The sequence below is a fragment of the Bacteroides cellulosilyticus genome, from assembly GCF_020091405.1.
In the GTDB taxonomy this organism is placed as follows: Bacteria; Bacteroidota; Bacteroidia; order Bacteroidales; family Bacteroidaceae; genus Bacteroides.
On the sequence record NZ_CP081903.1, the window covers coordinates 5,237,121 to 5,259,414 of the forward strand.

Here is a 22,294-nt window from a genome sequence, read left to right on the forward strand (position 1 = left end):
TCTTATAGTGCTTTCTTATACAAATCCAATATAATCTCTTTCGTCACCTCGCGAGGATTACCCGGTGTACAAACATCGGCAATAGCGGCAGTAGCCAGCTTGTCGAGGTCGCTCTCCTTGATGCCCAATTCAGAAAGGTGTTGCGGAATACCTACTCTTACTGACAGTGCTCTCACTGCATCTACGGCAGCACGTGCAGCCTCTTCCTGGCTCATTCCTTCTTTATATACTGTCATCGCCTTAGCAATTTCCACATACTTATCAAGCGCAGCAGGAGCATTGAACTCCATAATGATAGGCAGCAACAACGCATTAGCCACACCATGAGGTATATCGAAAATAGCACCCAACGGATGTGCCATGCCGTGAACAACGCCCAAACCTACATTAGAGAAAGCCATACCTGCAATATATTGCGCTACCGCCATACCATTACGCGCCTCTGCATTCGTCGGCTCAAACACAGCCGTTTCCAGATAACGGGTAATCATTTCGATAGCTTTAATTTCAAACATATCGCTCATTTCCCAAGCTCCCTTAGTAATCAGACCTTCAATAGCATGTGTCAATGCATCCAATCCCGTAGAAGCGGTCAGCCCTTTAGGCAAAGTGTACATCAATTCGGCATCTACAATGGCGATGGCAGGAATATCATTCGGATCTACGCATACCATCTTCTTTTCATTCACTTCGTCGGTAATCACGTAGTTGATGGTTACCTCAGCAGCAGTTCCCGCAGTGGTAGGCAGTGCAATGATAGGCACGGACTTCTTCTGAGTCGGCGCCACTCCTTCCAGAGAAACCACATCACTGAATTCCGGATTATTAGTGATAATGCCGATAGCTTTTGATGTATCGATAGAAGAACCGCCGCCAATAGCCAGAATAAAATCGGCACCGGATTCTGCAAACGCTTTCACACCTGCATTTACATTACTAACCGTAGGATTTGGTTTAATATCGCTGAATACAACATAGGGTATACCTGCCTTATCCAGTACGGACAGCACCTTGTCGGCTACTCCAAATTTAATCAAATCTTTGTCGGTGGATACAAAAGCTTTTTTCAAGCCGAGACGTTTAATTTCCTGTGGGAGCACTTCGCGGGCACCCGGTCCGAAGTAGGATACTTCGTTCAAGACGAATCTGTTAATCATAATACGATAATTTAGGTTCCGCAGTGTCATTTTGAGATTGAGTGTGCGGAAGGTTGATACTTCATTTTGTTCCGACAAAATTAAGAAATATAGAGGAGGAAGGAGCAAAAGATTCTGATTTTTTTAATGTGTATTATGCTGGTGAAAGTACTTTTCTTTTGTTTTGAGACAAAAGAAAAAGTACACACACATTACTTAAACCTCGACGTATCCACCTCCTCCCTCTTCTTCTCCCTATATCCTCCGAACTTATACGTAAACGACACCCCGATTTCCCTGAAACAAGCATAATCATTCGTCACGTTCTGCGTACCAAAGCGGATACGTGGTTTTATCTGTCCCGTCTCAAAGATATCATTGCAATAAAGATTCAGAATAGCCTTTCCTTTGGCAAAGCCATACCGCAAAGCTGCATTTACATACCCTGAAGACGGTAAATCATAAATTCCCTGAGTCGCTTTACTACGAGCCATTCCCGTCAGTGTCAGTTTCAGATCAGGCTTCTTAGAGAGAGTGAAAGTATTTGTCAGTACGGCAATACCATAACAAATATTCCGGTTAAAAGGAATATCCCAGAAATCATCATCCTTCTCATGATGCCATACACCAATCAAAGTTAAACGAGAATTCAACCATTGCTTTATATCAAAAGGTATAGAAGCCTGTACTCCGGCCTGTTGTTGGTAATTAAAATTCAAATGTTTATAGATTTCCACCAGACGTTCAGAAGATTGATAAAGAGTCTGGGTAGAGTAATCTTTCGTATGGGAAAACCATGCACTAAAGATGTATTTACTCTTCAAAATATGTGTCAGTTGGAGCTGATATTCCTGAGCCGGCTTCAGGAACGGGTTCCCATGTATTTCAGAATATCCACCGCCCAGATAAGAGATGGCGTCCTGCACAGCCCAATAATCAGGATAGTCCTTATCACTGCTCAAAGCCAATTGCCAGACATGGCCGGGAGCGGGCATATAACTCAGGTTAATGGTAGGATACCAATCCCACTGATTCCAGACCGGTGTCTTGTAATGCTCCACGGCAAGCGAAGCATCCAGGGAAAGTTTATCACCGAAACTTTTATTGAAACCTGCATAGAAGTTCAGAGTTTGTTCGCGACGGCGGGATTGCATATTATCGGGAATGCCTGTGCTCACACCTGCCTTTGTTCCCGCATCCTTCTCCGTATCATAATAATACTGATAACTGTGGTCGATACTGGTAGTATAAACGGCACCATAATTCAGTCCCCATCCACGACCCAGCTTATGCTCCTGGGCAAGGAAGAATTTCCAGCGATTGATGCGCTGACAGTCTTCGGTATAAAAGGCCAGCTCTTCACCTTGCATGCTGCTATGCAATAACTGATCGGATGGAGAACGGTAATAAGTCAGTTCGGCACCGGCTTTCAGTCCGAAAGGTGTACGGTAATCCAGACGTCCGTTGTGCAGCCAATCGGTGCTGTTGCTACGGGTGTTGGACTGCTGCGTACCGTAAATATCCATCAGGCTGTGGTAAGTCGAATAACTTCCATTATAAACAAAACTCAGCTGATGGTCCTTGGCAATATTGTAATCCGCCCCTACCCGGAAACTATGGGTATGTGAACGGCTCCGGCCCATCTCATCGGTTGTGATGTGATGAACCGAACCGTCCGCCAGAGAGTGCATAGCTTCTTTATCGGTTAAAGAATATCCCCGTCCGTGGTTGTGTGAGTAAAGAAAATCTGCTGAGAATTTATTTCCATTATAGATCAGGCTGGCACGTTCGTTGAAGCCCTCGTAATGTTTCTGATTATATTTGCCATAAAGCTCTCCTTGCCAGGAAGACGGGCCTCCGGTGCTTTGCTTCAGTGTAATATTGATAAGTGCACCCCGTACCTGATAGCGTGCCGGAGCATTGTACATCACTTCCGCCTTCTCTATGCGACTGGACGGGATGCTTTTCAATAAAGAATAAAGCTGTTCGGTACTCATGGTGGTAACTTTGCCATCCAATATTACAGTTACCCCCTGCCCTGCCAACATCAACCCGCCATTCATCTCGGTTACGCCCGGCAGTTCCTTCACAGCGTCATAAGCATTATCTACAGGTAGATTACCGATAAGACGCGGAAGATCGTACACCAGTTTACCTTGCTCCGCTTTCACGATGGGACGTTGTCCGGTAACCATTACTTCGGGAAGAGATTGGTAAAGACTGTCCAGCTGCTTGTCTTGTGTTATAATACTGTCCGCACTGAGCGTCCGTTCGCTCTCTGCATCCGTACTCTTCGTTATTTCCTGAGCGGAAACTCCTGCGCTCAATGCACATAGCATCAGGGAAAGATAGTAATAAGACTTCATGTTCATTTGTTTTAGATACGACATAAATGTGTTCAGACTTAGAGATGATTGGGTGTCAACCTTGGTTGACAGGTCGATTAAGCTTGGTTGACAGATCCGTTAACCTAGGTTGACAGGCCGGTTGACCAAGGTTGACACCCAATTATGCAAGGGACTGCACAGGATTCTCCCTATACCTTTTGCAAAAGATGCCTTGTGCAAACCCGAATCATCCCTTAAGCTCTTGCACTGCAAAGTACGGTGAAATCTTCCGGACTTTATGTTATCCGGAACTTACGTAGTCTTATCTAGTGTTATCTGAAGTGTTATTTAGTCTTACCGTCCATACATGTACCGTTTATCTTTCCTATCTTTGTCCATATAAATACAAGAGCTACATGAAACTGCCATTCAAACCTATTGCCATATTAGTCATAATTTCTCTGCTGGGTATCTTTATTTACCAGGCATACTGGATCACGGGGCTATACAAAACAATGAAGCACGAACTGGAACAAAGCATCGTAGAAGCCATGCGCATGAGCGATTATAATGAAATGATGCTTCGTGTAAAGGAGATGCAAAAAGAAAATAAAGCCCACGGTTCCGTAGAGGTTTCAGCAGGATACAATTCCGATTCCGGAAAATCATTTGTCCGCAGCAGTACAACTGTTAACCAAACAGATAGTGCCGGAAGTCGTTCACTTTTAAAAGACGGTATCCCTATGAAGTATGACAGCGTCTCAGTGAGTTACCCGAATGACTCGACAAGAGATATCCTTTTCACACGGGGACAGGAAGGCACAAATATTTCAGTCTGGGCAGAAAGAGATTCAGTAAAAGAGGTCCTGGAAGATACAGTGATTAATGAGGATGAACCTCAGGCTTCTTTAAGAGCCGAAGGTGGAATAGACATGATGCTGCGTGACCAAAGCAGTATGGTGGAACTTGCCACTTTCATCCAGCGTGGAATGCACTCGGGACTGGATATTTTTATAGAACCTGATATAGCCGTTTATGACAGTCTGCTGAATACCTATCTGCAAGAACGGGGGCTTAAACTTCCCTACCGATTGGAGCGTCTTCATTCCGGTGCCGATCCGGACTCAACGCTGGTTTACACTGATACGCTCGCCATTGTCGGGACTCCCGGATACATACCCAGTGAAAAAGCAAAACAATATAATTATGCTTTCGACATTCACTCCAATCAAAGTTACCGCCTCACAATAGAACCTATTTATAAGATTGTATTGCGGCAGATGAGCGGTATTCTTACCACATCATTCGTTATCCTTATTATATTAGGTTTCTCCTTCTGGTTTCTTATCCGCACCATTTTGCGGCAGAAAACACTGGAAGAGATGAAGAGCGACTTTACCAACAACATCACCCACGAACTGAAAACACCTATTGCCGTGGCGTATGCCGCCAACGATGCTTTGCTTAATTTTAATCTGGCAGAAGACAAGCAACAACGGGATAAGTATCTGGGTATCTGCCAGGAACAGTTACAGCGATTAAGCGGACTGGTGGAACAAATTCTCTCCATGAGTATGGAACGCCGTAAAACCTTCCGTCTGCATCCGGAGACGCTTAGCTTGCACGATCTGTTCCCGGCACTCATCGAACAGCATAAACTGAAAGCGGGCAAGCCTGTAGAAATCAATCTCGACATTGCACCGGAAGACCTGACAATCATTGCCGACCGTACACACTTTAGTAATATTCTGAGTAACCTGATAGATAATGCCATCAAATACTCTCCGGATAAAGCCGACATAATGATCTGTTGCCGGAAAAAGGAAACGGAACAAGTGGAAATCTCAGTTACAGACCACGGTATTGGTATCCCTACGGATAAACAGCCTCACATTTTCGATAAATTCTACCGGGTTCCGACAGGAAATATCCACAATACCAAAGGCTACGGGCTGGGGCTTTTCTATGTAAAGACAATGGTAGAAAAGCACGGTGGCATTGTAACCGTACGAAGTGAAGCGGGAAAAGGAAGTACTTTTACAATAAGAATCTGAATAACATTGCTTATTATGAAAATGAATCAAGATATGGACAAAATCAAGGTACTGCTGGTTGAGGATGAACAAACCCTCGCCATGATTATCAAAGATACGCTGGAAGGCCAGAACTTCATCATCCATACTGCTGCCGATGGCGAGGAAGGTCTGCGTATGTTCTTCGACTTACGCCCTGATGTACTGGTAGCCGATGTTATGATGCCTCGTATGGATGGTTTTGAAATGGTACGCCACATCCGTCAGACCGATAAACGAACTCCGGTACTTTTTCTCACCGCCCGTTCTTCCATCAACGATGTGGTAGAAGGCTTTGAACTCGGAGCCAACGACTATCTGAAAAAGCCTTTCGGCATGCAGGAACTTATCGTACGCATTAAAGCGCTGGTGGGCAAAGCATTTACATTCAAAGAGGAACCGAAGAAGGAAGAAACCTGTTTCGAGATAGGCGATTACCATTTCAACTCTGTCACACAGATATTGTCCCATACCGGAATAGAGCAGGAACTCTCCCACCGCGAGGCCGAAATCCTGAAACGCCTGTGCGAAAACCGTAATCAGGTAGTGAATACCCAGAATATCCTGCTCGATCTTTGGGGGGACGACAGTTTCTTCAATTCGCGCAGTCTGCACGTGTTCATCACTAAATTGCGACATAAACTTTCCAAGGACGAACGTATCCGCATTGTCAATGTCCGAGGTATCGGATACAAACTTATCATCAACTGAAACTTCCGTTAACACATAACGACTTATGAAAAAACTATTCATCATTCTGTTCCTTCTCACTGTTTCCTTTCGCGTTGCTGCACAAAACGAGCAAACAAAGGACAGCACATTATTGAATCGTTTTCCCACGGAAATGGGAAAAGAGCCGTTGTTTCCTCCACCCGGAACAGCTGCCGCTCCTAATCGGGATATGCCGGTAAAGACTTCTCTCAGCATGGATAGCACAGACTTACGCATCATTCTTCCGACTTATTATCCCAACTTTCCGTGGATGGATATCAGAATGGGAAAGATGGTCAGCAGTTACGATCCTTTCGTGATGGATTACGAGCATTACGGTGCTTTTCAGCTTTCACCCAATAGTATATTGAGCACATTCAGCACCTACAATACCTACCCTACTATGGGAACGATTATCCAGGCAGGTGCCGATTTTAGATATCGCCCTAATGAACGCTGGGAATTGACAGGGGGTATGTATACCGCCAAATACACCATCCCTTCGCGCATGCATGGTTCTCAATTCGACATTGGCTTGGATGCCTCTGCCGCCTATCGCATCAACAATTTCCTTCGTATCCGCTTCTTCGGACAATATTCAGGCTTTGGCAAACAAAACTCTCTGAACGGATATATGAATCCTATGTATCCACAAAGCCACTACGGTGTAGTCATGGAAGTGAAAATCAATGATTATCTGGAAATACAGGGAGGCGTGGAACGAGCGTACAATGCTTCGAAAATGAAGTGGGAAACAGTCCCGATACTTGCTCCGGTGATTCATCTCAATAGAAAAAAGAAATAGAAAACGGGCTGCATTTCCACACGAGATACAGCCCGTTCATTTACCGGTTAGAGAGGAACAAATAGATTGCTTATAAAACCAATTCAATTATTTACGCTCCAAAGATAACAACAATACTCAAATATCAGCATATAATATACAAGTTTTATTTTAATAAATGCTATATATTTCCATAATTCATACTTATTTCTTATATTCGCCATTAAATAAAGACCATTAAGTGATGAAATATATAGGACTAATCATACTTTTCTGTCTTCTTTCTTTCAGGGTAAATGCCCAGAATGAAGTACCCGCTGACAGTGTTCGCAGTATGAATATGCCGGCAACAAAGAATTTTGATGGATTCCTTTTGGATATGAACCTGATGAAAATGGCAGCTCCCCAAATGCCAAAAATGACTTTAGACATTCCCGATGCCAGCAAAGATTATAGTTTTCTGTTTCGCTTGGACCCGAATGTGACCTACTCACAAGGCTACTCACACTTATTTAGTTTAGGTAGCTCCACCATATACAGTATGAACCCTTTCGGACTGACAGGTTTCGGATCATCTCCCCAAAACCTGCAAATGGGAAGTTTCCGGCTGAAGAATGGAATGCGCATCAATACTTATGGAGAGTATGACAAGGACGGACGGAAAGTCCCTAATCCTTCTGCCCTGCCGTGGGAACGGAATAACTTCAAAGGCGCTTTCGAACTGAAGTCGGCAAACGGATCATTCGGAATTAGAATCGAAGTACAACAAGGAAGGAATGGACCTTACTAAAAAAGACTACAGTCAAGGGATTATATACTGAAATAATATGAATATGAAGAAAAAAGTATTGGTAATAGGTGCCAATGGCTTCACAGGACGCCGGATATTGAATGATTTGTCACGCAATGACGAGTATATAGTAACAGGTTGTTCTCTGCATGACGACATTGCTCCCGATTCCGGGAATTATCGTTTCATCAGTGCAGACATCTGCCAGATGGGGGAACAAAGCGCATTGTTCCGGGAAGTACGCCCGAATATAGTGATCAACACGTCCGCATTATCCGTTCCTGATTATTGCGAAGCACACCGTGAGGAGGCAGACAGTATCAATGTCAATGCTGTGGGACAATTGGCATTCCGATGCGAAGCATCCGCTGCACGCTTTATACATCTATCTACTGACTTTGTATTTAATGGAGATACAGGGCAGCTTTATACAGAAGAAGATACTCCTGATCCCGTCAACTATTATGGGGCAACCAAACTGAAAGGTGAAAAACGGGTAGCTGAGCTCTGTAGCAATTATGCCATCGCACGTGTGGTAGTGGTCTATGGTGCCGCCCTGCCGGGGCAACACGGGAATATTCTGCAATTGGTAGCCAATCGTTTAAGAAATAATGAAGAAATACGGGTGGTTTCCGACCAGTGGCGCACGCCAACCTATGTAGGCGATGTTTCTCAAGGAATAGAGAAACTGATAAATCATCCCAATAATGGCATTTATCACATCTGTGGCTCGGAATGTCTGACTATAGCCGATATTGCTTATCGTGTAGCAGATACGTTGAATCTGGATTATTCATTAATTCTGCCAGTCACTACCAAGCAAATGGGAGAAACAACTCCCCGTCCCCGTTTCAGCGGATTAAGCATTGAAAAAGCACGCAGAGAACTGGGATACCAACCACATACTCTGGAAGAAGGAATAAAACTAATGTTCAATCTTTAAATAAGTGATTAGTGGTGAGTGCCACTAATCACTAAACAGCGTTTCTGCAATTCCACTCTCCTTCTTATACACCCGCACCATCTCCAGCAACTCATCCCCATACTTTTCCACTCCTTTTTTGCCAAAATAAGGGATCCGGAGAAGAGCGGATTTATCTTCCGGTAATAAATTGGTGATACCTAAAATAGCTTTCTGTTGGATTACGGTATATACCGGTAATCCTAATTGAGACGCTTCTGCATTACGCCATGCTACCAGACGCCTGTATAATTCGGGATGCAGGATATCCGAAGGAACTTCCACTGCTGCTGTTTTTTTCCGTGCAGGGGTATTTCCACTTTCCTCGGTTCCGCCTTTTCGTTTTCTTCTTTCGGTAGAATTACCGGAACGCTTCTCCTCTTTGCCTTTAGTCGATGTCGTATCGTCAATGGAAAGTACCGCCTTTTGTTTCAGGTACTCTCCTACATGAAAGCCCTTACTGATAACAAATTCCAATAAGTCAACTTTTAACAGAAGTAGATCATCCAATTCCTCACTGGCAGTCTTCAACTGTTTTTTTAGTTCTTTATTATCTGTTTCCACAATGGTACTACTCCTGATAGCATCCAAAGGTTCTAACTGTTCTTTAAAATATTCCGCTCCCAAATGAATACGTTCCTGCAAGCTTTTATCCGTTGCATAATCTTCGGCACCATCAACCAGGCGTGTGTATTGAAGGCTAAACTTTTGGGCAACTTTCATAACCTTCTCGTGAAAACGTTCCGTTTCTGATTTATATTCAGTCAATAGTTTGGGATAGAGTTTATACAAGTGTTCATCCACCAATCTCACAAAGCGCTTCAATGCCAACTCTAACGGTAAGAAATCAAACAATCCCGATAGCAATTCCAGAAAGTATGCTTGTTGCAATCTCCTGTAACGCGTTTCATCAGGTTCGTTTCTACGCGCATCTTCCGTAAAAGTATCTACAGCACTGTCACTGATGACCGCTCTTGCCGACAGTGGAGCGCTCAATACCAAACCTTCCAATGTTTTACAACGGCTTAATGCCACATAAGTCTGTCCGTGTGCAAAAGAAGCACTGGCATCGATTATTGCACGTTCAAATGTCAGTCCCTGACTTTTATGGATAGTAATAGCCCATGCCAGCTTCAGAGGGAATTGTTTGAAGACTCCTTCTATATCTTCGGTGATTTCCTTAGTCTCTTCATCCAACACGTATTTTGCATTCGTCCATTCTTCTTCTTGCAGCATAAAAGCATCCTCACTTCCTTTACTACGTACTTCTATACCCAAAGCTGAGACATTCACCACTTCACCGATCATACCATTGTAATAACGGTGCTCACCGGATGAATCATTCTTCACAAACATGACTTGGGCACCACGTTTCAGTTCAAGCACTTCATCTGTGGGATAAGAATATTCAGGAAACTTTCCATCTATCTGGGCACGAAAGGTGAAGGAACGACCGGGTAATTGTGCCAGTTCATGTTCATTGATACGTTGCGCCTGATAGTTATGGGTAGTCAGCTGGATATATCCTTCCTCTTTCGAAGGGTTGAAATTCGGAATGTACCTACGGTTCAATTCATCCAGCAAAGTTTTATCACAACGGTTCTCCCGAATACGGTTCAGCATATCCAGAAAGTGAGTATCACTCTGACGATACACCGTTTTCAGTTCAAGCGTACAATATTCAGACTGTCTCAGTGCACGACTGGAAAAGAAATAAGGAGTATCATAGTAACTGTTCAGCATCTGCCACTCTTCATCTTTTATCACTGGGGCAAGCTGCTGCAAATCTCCGATCATCAGCAATTGCACACCACCGAAGGGTTTACTGCGATCACGAAAACGTCTCAGCACGTCGTCTATCGCATCTAGAAGATCAGCACGTACCATACTGATTTCATCAATCACCAGCAAGTCTATACTACGCATGATGTTGAGTTTATCTTTTCCGAAACGGAAACGATATTGTGCTTTGCCATCCGCACTGAATGAGGTATCAGGTACGTAAGGGGCAAAAGGTAACTGAAAGAAAGAGTGGATGGTTACGCCACCTGCATTGATAGCTGCAATACCTGTTGGGGCAAGAACAACCATACGCTTTGGACTTTCGGACTTCAACCGCCGCAGGAATGTAGTTTTTCCGGTCCCTGCTTTACCGGTCAAAAAGAGATGTGTGCCTGTATTTTCTATAAATTGCCACGCTAATGCCAATTCAGGATTCTGTTCCATTATTTCATCAATGTTGGTTGGAGGCGTAAAGGTAGCACAAATAAAAGAGCTAAAGCCTCCATTGGCACATCTTTTTGCAAAAAAAGGAAAAAAGTGACAAGCTACAAAAGTTACAAGCTACGAGCTACGGGCTACAAGTACCTTTCGGAACATAGCGTAGCCACTCGTAGCTTGTAGCTCGTAACTCGTCACTTGCTTATTTCATACTTCCTGCTATAATATCCAGCAATTCGTTTGTGATTGCCTGTTGTCTGCTCTTGTTATATTGCTTCGTCAAGTCCTGTATCAATTCATTCGCATTATCTGTTGCAGTCTGCATGGCAAGTGTACGCGCAGCATGTTCAGAAGCATTAGAATCCTGAAGCACAGTAAATAGTTTCTGACTCAATACCTTCGGTAATAAATCAGCAATCAGCTGTCCGACAGATGGCTCTACAATATAATCATTCTGGAAACCACGTTTCCCCGATCCTTCTGTTGCAGCAGTTGCTGCCACCTTGCTCAAATCGATAGGAAGATATTCTTCACGCATCAATATCTGCGAACCCATTGATTTGAAATGATGATAAATCAGCTCCACACGGTCGATTTGTTTTTCCATAAACTCTTGCATCAACAACGCGGCAAGTTCATACGCTTGTACATATGATGGTTTATCCGCCATCTCTTGATAACTTCCCTGCGATGTATAGCCCAGCTTTTTCACAGCCTGCTCTACTTTCTTTCCTACAGGATATATCAGAACGTTCTCTTTACCAAGTGATTTATATTCTTCCAGCGTTTCTCCGAGCTTTTTTACCACATTCGCATTGAAAGCTCCGCACAGCGAACTGTTGGATGAGAAAACCACGACCGCTATCCGCGTTACGGAACGCACTTCGGTATAAGGCGACTCAAATGTAGCATCTGTAGACAAGAAGTTAGTCAGAATTTCATTCAACTTCTGTTGATAAGGCAGCATATTCTCAATCCGCGTCTGTGCCTTATGCAACTTAGCGGATGCCACCATCTTCATAGCCGATGTTATCTGACGCGTACTCTTGACGGAGTTTATTCTGTTTTTTACTTCTTTTAAAGAACCCATCTACTTAAGTATTAAGTATTAAGTATCAGGTATTAAGTGTTAGGAATGCACAAATCAGTGCCGTATAATACTTAACACCTAAAAATTAATACCTATTTATAAATATTGTTTCGACATCAGATCTGCTGTTTCCTCTATCTTCTTGCAGACATCATCGTCAATGACACCACTCTTCAGTACATCGAGCACATCAGTGCGGTGATTCATTTCAAGCGCTTCAAGGAAACTCCTTTCGAAATCTGTTACTTTATCCAACGGAACATTACGCAGTAAGCCATGTGTACCACAATACAGAATGGCAATCTGCTTTTCTACCGGCATCGGACTGTATTGCGGCTGAACCAATAAACGGGTATTCTTTTGTCCCTTATCAATGGTCAATGCAGTAACAGGGTCCATATCGCCGCTGAACTTCGTAAATGCTTCCAGCTCGCGATACTGTGCCTGGTCTATCTTCAATGTACCAGCCACTTTCTTCATCGCCTTAATCTGAGCATTACCACCCACACGACTCACAGAGATACCCACATTGATGGCCGGGCGGTTACCTTGGTTAAACAAGTCTGTATCAAGGAATATCTGTCCGTCAGTGATAGAAATCACATTCGTTGGGATGTATGCAGATACGTCTCCTGCCTGTGTCTCGATAATAGGCAGTGCAGTCAGCGAACCGCCACCTTTTACTTTGCCTTTCAAACTTTCAGGCAAGTCATTCATTTCACGTGCCACTTCTTCCTGGTTGATGATACGTGCTGCACGTTCCAGCAAACGAGAATGCAGATAGAAGATATCACCCGGATAAGCTTCACGACCTGAAGGACGACGCAAAATCAATGATACTTCACGATAAGCTACCGCCTGCTTGGAAAGGTCATCATAAACCACCAGTGCATGACGACCGGTATCGCGGAAGTATTCACCAATGGCGGCACCTGCAAACGGAGCATAATACTGCAACGCTGCGGGATCACCTGCCGTAGCGGCGACCACAATCGTATAATCCATTGCACCATTCTCACGCAAGGTGTTCACAATAGTAGCTACTGTGGAACCTTTCTGACCAATGGCTACATAGATGCAATATACAGGATCGCCTGCCTCATAATTGGCACGCTGGTTGATGATCGTATCGATGGCAATAGCTGTCTTTCCCGTCTGACGGTCACCAATAATTAGCTCACGCTGTCCACGACCGATAGGTATCATGGCATCCACAGCTTTTAGTCCAGTCTGTAACGGCTGGTTCACAGGCTGACGAAAAATAACGCCCGGCGCTTTACGTTCCAAAGGCATTTCGCACAGCTCTCCACCAATGAGTCCCTTACCATCCAGTGGTGCTCCCAAGGGATCGATAACACGTCCCAGCATACCCTCTCCCACCATAATGGAAGCAATTCGCTTGGTACGCTTCACGACGTAGCCTTCTTTGATTTTATCTGTAGGACCCAGCAAAACAGCTCCTACGTTGTCCTCTTCCAGATTCATCACAATCGCCTTGATACCGTTGTCAAACTCCAACAGTTCGTTTGCTTCAGCATTGCGCAGTCCGTAGATACGTGCCACACCGTCACTGACTTGCAGCACCGTACCGATTTCATCCAACTGCACGCGGGTATCAATTCCCTCTAACTGGTGACGGAGAATATCGGAGACTTCGCTTACTTTTATATTTTCAGACATGTTTCTTTAGTGATTAATAGTTAGTGCTTATACAATTCTTCTGTTCTTATCAATGAACTGTTGTTTCACTCTCTTTAGTTGCGTGGCGATGCTGGCATCCAGCCGGAAATCGTTGATATCAAATATAAAGCCCCCTTCAATCGAAGGATCAACTTCAGTTTGTAACTCCATCTGTGCATGTAGCAAAGTAGAAGCGCTATCTCGAATGCGCTCCCAAACTTCCCGGCTCACAGGTACAGACGTAATCAGCTTTCCTACGCCGATATGCTTCAATTTCCTGTATAGATCAAGATAAGTCAGGCAGATGTACTGCAAATAGTACTCCCGGCGGTTTCTCAACACAAGTGTTATGAAGCGGGAAAATTCCCGGCTCACTTCTCCATTGCCTACGGCAGCAGTGCAAATCAGAGCAAACTTCTCCTTAGTCCTCAAAATGGGGTTATCCAACGCTTCCCGTAAATCAGGATGCTTACGGAAGCTTCGTTCCAGCATACGCAATTCATGGTATACGCGGTCTTCAGCCCCCGTACCTTTTGCGTATTCTATCAACGCTTTGGCATATCGCATCGAAACAATTCCTATATCCATTTCTTCGAAAATTAATAATTAAGGAATTAAAGAATGAAAAAACAGTATATGCGACATTCATTCTTTAATCCTTTCATTCTTTAATTGCTTCTTGAGGCTGCCAGCACCTCGTCCAGCATCCTGTCTATCATCTCCATTTGTTCGTGCTCTTCATCCAGATTCTTACGGATTACTTTCTCCGCAATATCCACAGAAAGCACGGCAACCTGGCGACGGATATCGCGTATTGCCTCTTCCTTTTCTTGCTGTATCTGCTTCTTCACATCGTCCAGCTCTTTCTGCGCGGCGACTTCCGCCTGCTTGCGTGCTTCGACGATAATCTTGTCACGCTCGTGCATCGCCTCCCGCAGGATGCGTCCTTGCTCCTTGTTGGCAGCAGCAACCAATGCTTCGCTCTCAGCTTTTAGTCTTTGAAGTTGCGCATTAGCTTCTTTTGCCACTTCCAGCGATTGGTCTATGTAGGTTCTACGGCCTTCTACCATCTTAGTAATGACAGGAAAGCCATACTTCGCCAACACCACAAACACCACACCGAACGACAAAAGCATCCAGAACAGCAGACCACTATCGGGTAATAACAATGACATAATTTTATCTACGTTTTAATTATAAGAAGAACACTAACAGACACACAACTACTGCCAACAGAGCAACACCTTCAATCAATGCAGCAGCGATAATCATGTTCATACGAATGTCTCCCGATGCTTCCGGCTGGCGGGCAATAGCCTCCATAGCTGAACCACCAATTTTACCAATACCCAAACCTGCGCCAATAACGGCAAGTCCGGCGCCGATTGCTGCACCTAATTTACTAATTCCGGCTGCAGCTGCAGTAGCTTGCAATAATACAGATAGTAACATAATCTTTTGTTTTTAAATGGTTTATTATTAATTGTTGTTTTCTTTCACTTTTACTTCTTTATGCTCTTCCTGAGCCAGTCCGATGAACACGGCAGACAACATAGTGAATACGTATGCCTGGATAAATGCCACCAATAGTTCCAATGCATTCATAAAGATATTGAACAGCACAGATGCCACGGTAAGCGTACCGTTAAGCGCAGGTCCCATACTGGCGGAAATAAAGATCAGACATGTTAACACCAACATTGCCATGTGTCCAGCCAACATATTGGCAAAAAGACGGATCATTAAGGCAAATGGTTTGGTGAAGATACCGAAGAATTCAATAAAAGGCATCATCGGTACAGGAACCTTCAGCCACCAAGGCACATCCGGCCAAAAAATATCTTTCCAATAGGTTTTCGTTCCGAACAGGTTGACGGCAACAAATGTAAAAAGTGCCAGAACCATCGTAATAGCAATATTACCCGTCACATTAGCTCCACCCGGGAAAATGGGAATCAACCCCATGATATTATTTATAAAGATGAAGAAGAACGCTGTCAGCAGGTAAGGAGCAAACTTCCGATACTTCGGCCCTACACAACTCTTAATGATATCGTCGTTCACCATCATGATAAACATCTCCATAAATCCGATGAAGCCGCCCGGAGCCGCACTACCTTGCGGATGTTTACGATACCACTGGGCAACGGCCAGAATAATGACAAGTAGCAATACACTGTTTATCAACAGTGACAGTGTCACTTTTGTGATAGAAATATCCCAAGGACGTATTTCGTTTCCGGCTGCATCATGCTCAACCAACTTACCTTCGTACCTGCTACCTGCCGGAGCAATGAAGAATCCTTCATAAGATCCTCCATTTTCTTCCAACCGTGAAGAGAGGAAAGCGTGCCAACCAGTCTGCGAGCTATATACAATAATAGGTAATGGGATAGTGACGTGCGTTTTTCCCCATGTGGTAATATGCCACTCGTAAGCATCGCCAATGTGCCCGAAGACGATCTCTTTCACATCCACCGTGTTTTCTTTCTGTTCGGTAGAAGTGACATCATCCCGTTTGGCTACGCTGTCAAGTTCCGCTTCAATCCCCTGTGCCACAACAGGCAAGGTAGTAAGCAGCATTCCCAGCATCAGGAATATTCCGGTCAATAGATTACGCATTTGTTTCATTTTTCTTTTCTTTTTTCTGTTTCTTTCCTACTTCATAAGTAAAAAAGAACCAAGTCTCATATATCAGATAGACTATATAGTAAAGGATGAATGTCAGCAGGAATAACTTAGCTTCTTCCCGCACTGCAAAGCAGTACACCACCAAGAGTATCACAGAGAGCAACATCTTCATCACCTTCATCGCCATGTAAAGCAGCAACATCTTTTGCGGGGCATGCTTACGGCAAGCATCAAACATAGATATCTCAAAAAGCCCGAACAAGAAGAAATATACCGGAATGAAAGGGTATCCTCCAAAATAATGTCCAGGCAATAAATAATGTAAAATCCCTGCGCCTACCCATCCTGCTATTAATGTCAACAGGGTGATCTGATATAAAAAATTGCGCTTTGTCAAGCTGATACTCATAGTATTATTTAAAATTAAGAATGAAAGAATTAAGGATGAAAAGACTATTTCAGTCTACGCAGGCAGAAACCACTCCACCACTTAACTCAATGAAACCACCCTCTATGTCAAGAGTCTGTTCTTCTCCTTCTGTCGGTACATACATCACCTTACCTTCACGAAGAGAAGACACAATGGGTGCATGTTGCGGAAGGATGGTAAACGTTCCTATCGTGCCAGGTAGCGTTACACTTTCCACTTCTCCATTATAAATTTCCTTTTCAGGAGACACTATGTTCAAATACAACTTCTTCATAGCCTCTTTCCTTCTTTTATTTTTTAATTATTTACCTGATCCAGCAATTTCTTACCTTTCTCTATCGCTTCTTCAATCGTACCGACATTCAAGAAAGCAGGTTCGGGTAGATAGTCCACCTCACCATCCAGAATCATCTTAAAGCCTTTGATAGTGTCTTCTATGGGCACCATCGTTCCCGGTACACCTGTAAATTGTTCGGCAACGGCAAAAGGCTGAGATAAAAAACGTTGCACGCGACGTGCACGATTCACCAATGTACGGTCGGCATCCGAAAGTTCTTCCATACCAAGGATAGAAATAATATCCTGCAATTCCTTGTTACGTTGCAGAATTTGTTTCACCCGTTGCGCCACTTCATAATGCTCTTCTCCCACAACATGCGGGTCGAGGATACGTGAAGTAGATTCCAGCGGATCAACGGCAGGATAAATACCTAACTCAGTAATTTTACGGCTCAATACCGTCGTGGCATCCAGGTGCGTAAATGTAGTAGCAGGTGCCGGGTCAGTCAAGTCATCGGCAGGCACATATACAGCCTGTACAGAAGTGATAGATCCATTTCGGGTAGAAGTAATACGCTCCTGCATAGCACCCATTTCAGTAGCCAGCGTAGGTTGGTAACCTACAGCCGAAGGCATACGTCCCAACAAAGCGGACACTTCGGAACCTGCTTGTGTGAAACGGAAAATATTATCGATAAAGAACAGGATATCACGTGAACCACCAGTTTCAGCACCCTGATCACGGAAAGCTTCCGCCACCGTCAGCCCGGACAATGCCACTGATTGACGCGCACCGGGAGGTTCGTTCATCTGCCCAAATATCAAAGATACCTGTGATTTCTCCACTTCACTGTAATCTACCTTAGATAAATCCCAGTTTCCTTCTTCCATACTTTTCTTGAACTCTTCACCATAACGGATAACACCGGATTCAATCATTTCACGCAGCAAGTCGTTACCTTCACGGGTACGCTCTCCTACTCCTGCAAACACAGAAAAACCATGTTGTTTCTTAGCAATGTTATTAATGAGTTCCTGGATAAGCACTGTTTTACCTACACCAGCACCACCGAACAAACCGATCTTACCACCCTTACTGTAAGGTTCCAGCAAGTCGATAACCTTGATACCTGTATAGAGCACCTCTTGTACGGTAGTCAAATCTTCAAACTTAGGAGGATCACGGTGGATGGGATAAGCACCGGCACGGTCTAACTCTTTCATACCATCGATGGAATCACCCACTACATTCATCAACCGACCTTTAATCTGGTCGCCCACCGGCATGGTAATAGGACCACCTGTGGGATACACTTTCATACCTCTTTGTAAACCGTCCGTACTATCCATTGCTACAGTTCTCACTGTATTTTCGCCAATGTGTTGCTGCACTTCTACGATTAATGTTTTTCCGTTTGATCTTTTTATCTCCAGTGCGTCGTGGATACTTGGAAGCATCAGTTCGGCATCCGTACCTTCAAAATAGACGTCTACTACCGGTCCGATGACCTGAGAGATATGTCCGATAATTTGTGACATAAGCAATCTTTTTATATAATTTCTCTTTTTCTAAACTCTACAAGTCGCGTTCTTGTCATTCCGCTGCTATGAGCTTAACACCTATTGAATAGTTTTTGTTCAAAGCTTCAAATCTTAATTTTTACGGAATAGTTACATAAGCAACTTTGCAAATGTAAACACAAAAACTTTCAGGTTGTACTCTATGAAAACGTTTTTTCTATAAATTATACCCTTTTGAACTATTATTACTACAATCAGAACAAAAAAGCGACATCCATTTAACGTTGCTTAAACATTCATCAACAGATGCTAAGAAGGAATTCCACTATTTTTGTATGAACAAAACATCATTTGGTAAGTTATATTTTGAAGTATAAATTTAATGAAAGGAAAAAGTATGAATTCACATCAAAATCCATTCGCAGGAAACACCCCACAGGATGTAACCGAAAGACAAGGTGAAAATGCCATTTTCATCGTTTACGGATTAAATCAATCTCCTGATGCCGTTGACAAAGTAAAAGATGTATGTGCCAATTTCTCAGCGTTAATACGTAGTATGCGTAATCGCTTTCCCGATGCACAGTTCAGTAGCACGATAAGTTTCAGTGCTAATGTATGGGATCGTATTTTCCCTGGCAAGGGGAAACCCAAAGAATTGGAAACTTTCAAAGAAATAAGGGGAAGTAAATATACAGCTGTATCCACTCCCGGTGATATACTGTTTCATATCCGGGCACGGCAAATGGGGCTATGTTACGAATTTGCTTCTATCATCGATGAAAAACTGAAGGGGGCTGTCGAAGCTATTGATGAAACTCACGGTTTCAGATATATGGATGGTAAAGCAATCATTGGCTTCGTAGATGGAACAGAATCTCCAGCCGTAGACGAGAATCCTTATCACTTTGCCGTAGTTGGTGAAGAAGATCCGGATTTTGCGGGTGGAAGTTACGTATTTGTACAGAAGTATATTCACGATATGAATGCCTGGAATGCGCTTCCGGTAGAAGAGCAGGAAAAGGTGATAGGACGAAGAAAGTTCAATGATGTGGAATTGTCAGATGAAGAAAAGCCTGCAAATGCACATAATGCTGTAACAAATATTGGAGATGATTTAAAAATAGTACGTGCCAATATGCCATTTGCCAATACTTCAAAAGGAGAATACGGTACTTATTTCATTGGATATGCAAGTACATTCAGTACTACGCGCCAGATGCTGGAAAGTATGTTTATCGGGAATCCTGTAGGCAACACCGACCGCTTGCTTGATTTTAGTACTGCGGTTACCGGGACCCTGTTCTTTGCACCGTCTTACGATCTACTTGGAGAAGATTAGCAGTTCGCCCCATGCTGGGGGCAAACATAAAAAAAGGCTATCTATCCCAGACAGCCAATCTTTTGTTAACCTTAAATCTAATACTATGAAAAACACATTGCAAAGGTACGGCTTTTCTTGATTTCTCCAAATTTCAGAGCCTTTACAGGGCATTTTACAACAAGGTTTAATAATTCTATCGACCTTGTTAACAATTTGACAAAGAAAAGAGAGTATTACACTATATTTTTAAACAGGAATTAAGAATATTGTAAAGCAGAGGGGCAATCAGCCTCTCTGTTTGTTTTTTAATTCCTGTTTCTGATACCGGATTTCCAGAGAAGAATATCTATTCAACTATAGTGGGCCTCTGCATATATAGTGGGCCTCTGCATATAATATGCAGAAGTCCCGTTATGATAATAGTTCTCTTTTATGGAAGTACATTTAAAACCATTTTTTTCATATAAATGAATAGCCGGGGAATTAGAAACATTCACCTCCAAAGTAATTCTCTTTAAGCCTTGTTTTTGGGCAATAACAACTGTCTGATCTATTAGTAATTGCCCCACTTTCTTGCCATGAAAATCAGGATGAACAGCTATCGAATAGATACGTAGACTACAAGCACGTTGATTTATCAATACACTAAAATAGCCCACCACCCTTTGCTGATATTCTACTACACAAAAGTATCCTTTTGCTTGAGAAATAAGATAAACAAACTGACGTTTTGAAAAACTATCTTTATTAAAACAAATTTGTTCTATCTCCATAATTGACGGAATATCATCAATTTCAGCCAAACGAAGTATAAATCGCTTTTCCATGCGAATTAGAAACGTTTTACATCCAACATACGCCAAAAGTTATTCAGCAATCGATAGTAGAGTTCGTCTCCCAGAATGGCATCTTCTAATCCATGGTCAATGCTGGGATTATCATTTATCTCAATAACAATAGCACGGTCATTTACCATTTTCAAATCTACTCCATACAGGCCTTTCCCAATAAAAGAAGCCGTGCGCAGCGCTGTATCCAATACCTTACGTGGCACTTGATAAATAGGAATAGTCTCCACCAGTCCGCAGCGGCTCCGTCCGGAAGCATAATGGCAATAGATTTGCCAATGTCCCTTAGCCATATAATACTTACACGCATAGAGAGGCTCTCCATTCAGAATGCCGATACGCCAGTCAAAATCTGTTGGAGTGAACTCCTGAGCCAGCAGTATAGACGACTTATCAAACAATACTTTCAACGCTTCATCCAACTCGATCTCATTATTGACTTTCTTCATACCGATAGAGAAAGAACCATCTGGGATTTTCAGGATAAAAGGACTACCAAGTTGTTCCGTAATCTCCTTATAAGAGTTGACATTCGATTTAAATAGTAACATGGAAAGCGGTGCCGGAATCTTTTCCTTCTCAAACAATTCTTTCAGATAAACCTTATTAGTACAGCGGATAATAGATTGAGGATCATCTATAACAGCCAACCCATTTTGTGTGGCCAATTGTGAAAGCCGGAACGTGTAATGGTTTAACGAAGTAGTGGTACGAATAAATAAGGCATCAAACTCCATCAGTCGTGTGGCATCTTCTTCAGTTAGCAATTCGGCATGAATATCCATCTTCTTAGCCAGTTCAAGTAGTTTGTGAAGTGCCTTTTTATCGCTTGGCGGAAATTTCTCATCCGGATCATACAGTATAGCCAGGTTGTATCTTGCCGATTTCGAAGCCTGAGGATTGCGCCACACTTTTCTGTTAAACAAATCCAGAGCATTAGCGAAATAATCCTCTTCCTCATTATTCAATGAGCTCAAAGGTAAAAACTGAATATTTTCTATCTGATTCTTATGTCGCGTATTTAATGTAACCCGCAATAAAGGAGCCGGATAATTCTCAAAAATAAAACGGGCTATACGCTCCAATCCTTTCTCTTTGCAAGTGCCAAAGTATACATTCAGAGACCAAAGATCATCAGTTATTTCATTTTTCTGAATCCATTGATAACAAAGCTTTTGAAGACTGCTATCCATACGGATACCTGCACCTGCTTCCACCTTATTAATTATATCTACTCCGGGAATAACTTTATGCCCCCTCGTCTGGGCTAATAACGAGCAATAATAGCCTTCGGAGTTATAGCTATAATCATTACTCAGGTTGATTACTAATTTACGATCCTTTCCCGGTAATTTATACTTCAGGTAGTCAGATACTGTTAAAATGCTGTTTGTTTTGGAATATGGTTTCCAATCATCCAAGCTGTCTACAAGGATCAATACATTGTTCATTTCGTCTTTTTAAAAAAGTGCCCGAAAGTAGTGAATTAA

The 22,294-nt window shown here is 43.0% G+C and carries 20 protein-coding genes; 6 read left to right on the top strand and 14 right to left on the bottom strand.

What is annotated here, in order from left to right; translation table 11 throughout:
* Positions 1 to 2 precede the first annotated feature (2 nt).
* Together fucO and K6V21_RS19810 are read right to left on the bottom strand one after the other, a co-directional pair.
* The gene (gene fucO, locus K6V21_RS19805; RefSeq protein ID WP_007214009.1) at positions 3 to 1,157 is read right to left on the bottom strand and encodes a lactaldehyde reductase; all 1,155 of its coding nucleotides are present in this window, start codon (positions 1,155 to 1,157) and stop codon (positions 3 to 5) included.
* A 191-nt stretch (positions 1,158 to 1,348) separates the two neighbouring features.
* A complete protein-coding gene (locus tag K6V21_RS19810) occupies positions 1,349 to 3,502 on the bottom strand; it encodes an outer membrane beta-barrel family protein (RefSeq protein ID WP_224322069.1) in 2,154 nt (717 codons plus the stop codon).
* Between the two features lie 377 nt (positions 3,503 to 3,879).
* Between K6V21_RS19810 and K6V21_RS19815 the strand changes: the two genes are divergently transcribed.
* From K6V21_RS19815 to K6V21_RS19835, 5 genes are all read left to right on the top strand, one after another.
* On the top strand, positions 3,880 to 5,517 hold the full coding sequence (locus K6V21_RS19815) for a sensor histidine kinase (protein ID WP_224319627.1): 1,638 nt from the start codon (positions 3,880 to 3,882) through the stop codon (positions 5,515 to 5,517).
* Between the two features lie 33 nt (positions 5,518 to 5,550).
* Positions 5,551 to 6,246: a response regulator transcription factor gene (locus tag K6V21_RS19820; RefSeq protein ID WP_022391731.1), complete on the top strand. Its 696-nt coding sequence runs from the start codon at positions 5,551 to 5,553 to the stop codon at positions 6,244 to 6,246.
* Between the two features lie 25 nt (positions 6,247 to 6,271).
* Positions 6,272 to 7,051: a hypothetical protein gene (locus K6V21_RS19825; protein WP_224319628.1), complete on the top strand. Its 780-nt coding sequence runs from the start codon at positions 6,272 to 6,274 to the stop codon at positions 7,049 to 7,051.
* A 223-nt stretch (positions 7,052 to 7,274) separates the two neighbouring features.
* On the top strand, positions 7,275 to 7,820 hold the full coding sequence (locus K6V21_RS19830) for a hypothetical protein (protein WP_007213994.1): 546 nt from the start codon (positions 7,275 to 7,277) through the stop codon (positions 7,818 to 7,820).
* A gap of 43 nt (positions 7,821 to 7,863) precedes the next feature.
* Positions 7,864 to 8,763, top strand: coding sequence for an SDR family oxidoreductase (locus tag K6V21_RS19835; RefSeq protein ID WP_022209280.1), 900 nt, complete (start codon positions 7,864 to 7,866; stop codon positions 8,761 to 8,763).
* 24 nt (positions 8,764 to 8,787) lie between these two features.
* Here K6V21_RS19835 and K6V21_RS19840 read toward each other — a convergent pair whose 3' ends face one another.
* The 10 genes from K6V21_RS19840 to atpD all read right to left on the bottom strand — a co-directional run bounded on the left by K6V21_RS19840 (position 8,788) and on the right by atpD (position 18,650).
* Positions 8,788 to 11,007 carry an HRDC domain-containing protein gene (locus tag K6V21_RS19840; RefSeq protein ID WP_224319629.1) on the bottom strand — a complete coding sequence of 740 codons (2,220 nt, stop codon included), beginning with the start codon at positions 11,005 to 11,007 and terminating at the stop codon, positions 8,788 to 8,790.
* Positions 11,008 to 11,203: 196 nt separating this feature from the next.
* Entirely contained in the window at positions 11,204 to 12,091 is an 888-nt protein-coding gene (locus K6V21_RS19845; protein WP_224319630.1) for a F0F1 ATP synthase subunit gamma, read from the bottom strand.
* Positions 12,092 to 12,187: 96 nt separating this feature from the next.
* Positions 12,188 to 13,771 carry a F0F1 ATP synthase subunit alpha gene (gene atpA, locus K6V21_RS19850; RefSeq protein ID WP_118402353.1) on the bottom strand — a complete coding sequence of 528 codons (1,584 nt, stop codon included), beginning with the start codon at positions 13,769 to 13,771 and terminating at the stop codon, positions 12,188 to 12,190.
* 27 nt (positions 13,772 to 13,798) lie between these two features.
* Complete coding sequence (locus K6V21_RS19855; RefSeq protein WP_217713941.1) at positions 13,799 to 14,359, bottom strand: F0F1 ATP synthase subunit delta; 561 nt, start codon at positions 14,357 to 14,359, stop codon at positions 13,799 to 13,801.
* A gap of 80 nt (positions 14,360 to 14,439) precedes the next feature.
* Positions 14,440 to 14,946, bottom strand: a complete 507-nt coding sequence (gene atpF / locus K6V21_RS19860) for a F0F1 ATP synthase subunit B (protein ID WP_007213987.1) — start codon at positions 14,944 to 14,946, stop codon at positions 14,440 to 14,442.
* A 19-nt stretch (positions 14,947 to 14,965) separates the two neighbouring features.
* Complete coding sequence (gene atpE / locus K6V21_RS19865; RefSeq protein WP_007213986.1) at positions 14,966 to 15,223, bottom strand: ATP synthase F0 subunit C; 258 nt, start codon at positions 15,221 to 15,223, stop codon at positions 14,966 to 14,968.
* A gap of 27 nt (positions 15,224 to 15,250) precedes the next feature.
* A complete protein-coding gene (atpB, locus tag K6V21_RS19870; protein ID WP_044267889.1) occupies positions 15,251 to 16,402 on the bottom strand; it encodes a F0F1 ATP synthase subunit A in 1,152 nt (383 codons plus the stop codon).
* Complete coding sequence (locus tag K6V21_RS19875; protein WP_007218358.1) at positions 16,386 to 16,811, bottom strand: hypothetical protein; 426 nt, start codon at positions 16,809 to 16,811, stop codon at positions 16,386 to 16,388. The genes atpB and K6V21_RS19875 overlap by 17 nt, the downstream gene beginning before the upstream one ends.
* Positions 16,812 to 16,860: 49 nt before the next feature.
* Positions 16,861 to 17,106 (bottom strand): ATP synthase F1 subunit epsilon, encoded by a 246-nt coding sequence (gene atpC / locus K6V21_RS19880; RefSeq protein WP_007213983.1) that lies wholly within the window; start codon positions 17,104 to 17,106, stop codon positions 16,861 to 16,863.
* A gap of 23 nt (positions 17,107 to 17,129) precedes the next feature.
* Positions 17,130 to 18,650: a F0F1 ATP synthase subunit beta gene (atpD, locus tag K6V21_RS19885; protein WP_149934159.1), complete on the bottom strand. Its 1,521-nt coding sequence runs from the start codon at positions 18,648 to 18,650 to the stop codon at positions 17,130 to 17,132.
* Between the two features lie 379 nt (positions 18,651 to 19,029).
* Between atpD and K6V21_RS19890 the strand changes: the two genes are divergently transcribed.
* Positions 19,030 to 19,974: a Dyp-type peroxidase gene (locus K6V21_RS19890; RefSeq protein ID WP_217713940.1), complete on the top strand. Its 945-nt coding sequence runs from the start codon at positions 19,030 to 19,032 to the stop codon at positions 19,972 to 19,974.
* Positions 19,975 to 20,306: 332 nt separating this feature from the next.
* Here K6V21_RS19890 and rimI read toward each other — a convergent pair whose 3' ends face one another.
* Together rimI and K6V21_RS19900 are read right to left on the bottom strand one after the other, a co-directional pair.
* A complete protein-coding gene (rimI, locus tag K6V21_RS19895) occupies positions 20,307 to 20,783 on the bottom strand; it encodes a ribosomal protein S18-alanine N-acetyltransferase (protein WP_224319631.1) in 477 nt (158 codons plus the stop codon).
* A 5-nt stretch (positions 20,784 to 20,788) separates the two neighbouring features.
* Complete coding sequence (locus K6V21_RS19900; RefSeq protein ID WP_224319632.1) at positions 20,789 to 22,255, bottom strand: RimK family protein; 1,467 nt, start codon at positions 22,253 to 22,255, stop codon at positions 20,789 to 20,791.
* Positions 22,256 to 22,294 lie beyond the last annotated feature (39 nt).

Excerpts from the sequence above, each read along its gene's own strand:
- K6V21_RS19815 (WP_224319627.1), top strand. The coding sequence starts at position 3,880 with ATGAAACTGCCATTCAAACCTATTGCCATATTAGTCATAATTTCTCTG.
- K6V21_RS19835 (WP_022209280.1), top strand. The coding sequence starts at position 7,864 with ATGAAGAAAAAAGTATTGGTAATAGGTGCCAATGGCTTCACAGGACGC.
- K6V21_RS19810 (WP_224322069.1), bottom strand. The coding sequence starts at position 3,502 with ATGAAGTCTTATTACTATCTTTCCCTGATGCTATGTGCATTGAGCGCA.
- atpA (WP_118402353.1), bottom strand. The coding sequence starts at position 13,771 with ATGTCTGAAAATATAAAAGTAAGCGAAGTCTCCGATATTCTCCGTCAC.
- K6V21_RS19845 (WP_224319630.1), bottom strand. The coding sequence starts at position 12,091 with ATGGGTTCTTTAAAAGAAGTAAAAAACAGAATAAACTCCGTCAAGAGT.
- K6V21_RS19855 (WP_217713941.1), bottom strand. The coding sequence starts at position 14,359 with ATGGATATAGGAATTGTTTCGATGCGATATGCCAAAGCGTTGATAGAA.
- rimI (WP_224319631.1), bottom strand. The coding sequence starts at position 20,783 with ATGGAAAAGCGATTTATACTTCGTTTGGCTGAAATTGATGATATTCCG.
- atpE (WP_007213986.1), bottom strand. The coding sequence starts at position 15,223 with ATGTTACTATCTGTATTATTGCAAGCTACTGCAGCTGCAGCCGGAATT.
- fucO (WP_007214009.1), bottom strand. The coding sequence starts at position 1,157 with ATGATTAACAGATTCGTCTTGAACGAAGTATCCTACTTCGGACCGGGT.
- atpD (WP_149934159.1), bottom strand. The coding sequence starts at position 18,650 with ATGTCACAAATTATCGGACATATCTCTCAGGTCATCGGACCGGTAGTA.
- K6V21_RS19890 (WP_217713940.1), top strand. The coding sequence starts at position 19,030 with ATGAATTCACATCAAAATCCATTCGCAGGAAACACCCCACAGGATGTA.
- K6V21_RS19830 (WP_007213994.1), top strand. The coding sequence starts at position 7,275 with ATGAAATATATAGGACTAATCATACTTTTCTGTCTTCTTTCTTTCAGG.
- K6V21_RS19900 (WP_224319632.1), bottom strand. The coding sequence starts at position 22,255 with ATGAACAATGTATTGATCCTTGTAGACAGCTTGGATGATTGGAAACCA.
- K6V21_RS19820 (WP_022391731.1), top strand. The coding sequence starts at position 5,551 with ATGGACAAAATCAAGGTACTGCTGGTTGAGGATGAACAAACCCTCGCC.
- K6V21_RS19825 (WP_224319628.1), top strand. The coding sequence starts at position 6,272 with ATGAAAAAACTATTCATCATTCTGTTCCTTCTCACTGTTTCCTTTCGC.
- atpF (WP_007213987.1), bottom strand. The coding sequence starts at position 14,946 with ATGTCATTGTTATTACCCGATAGTGGTCTGCTGTTCTGGATGCTTTTG.
- K6V21_RS19875 (WP_007218358.1), bottom strand. The coding sequence starts at position 16,811 with ATGAGTATCAGCTTGACAAAGCGCAATTTTTTATATCAGATCACCCTG.
- atpB (WP_044267889.1), bottom strand. The coding sequence starts at position 16,402 with ATGAAACAAATGCGTAATCTATTGACCGGAATATTCCTGATGCTGGGA.
- K6V21_RS19840 (WP_224319629.1), bottom strand. The coding sequence starts at position 11,007 with ATGGAACAGAATCCTGAATTGGCATTAGCGTGGCAATTTATAGAAAAT.
- atpC (WP_007213983.1), bottom strand. The coding sequence starts at position 17,106 with ATGAAGAAGTTGTATTTGAACATAGTGTCTCCTGAAAAGGAAATTTAT.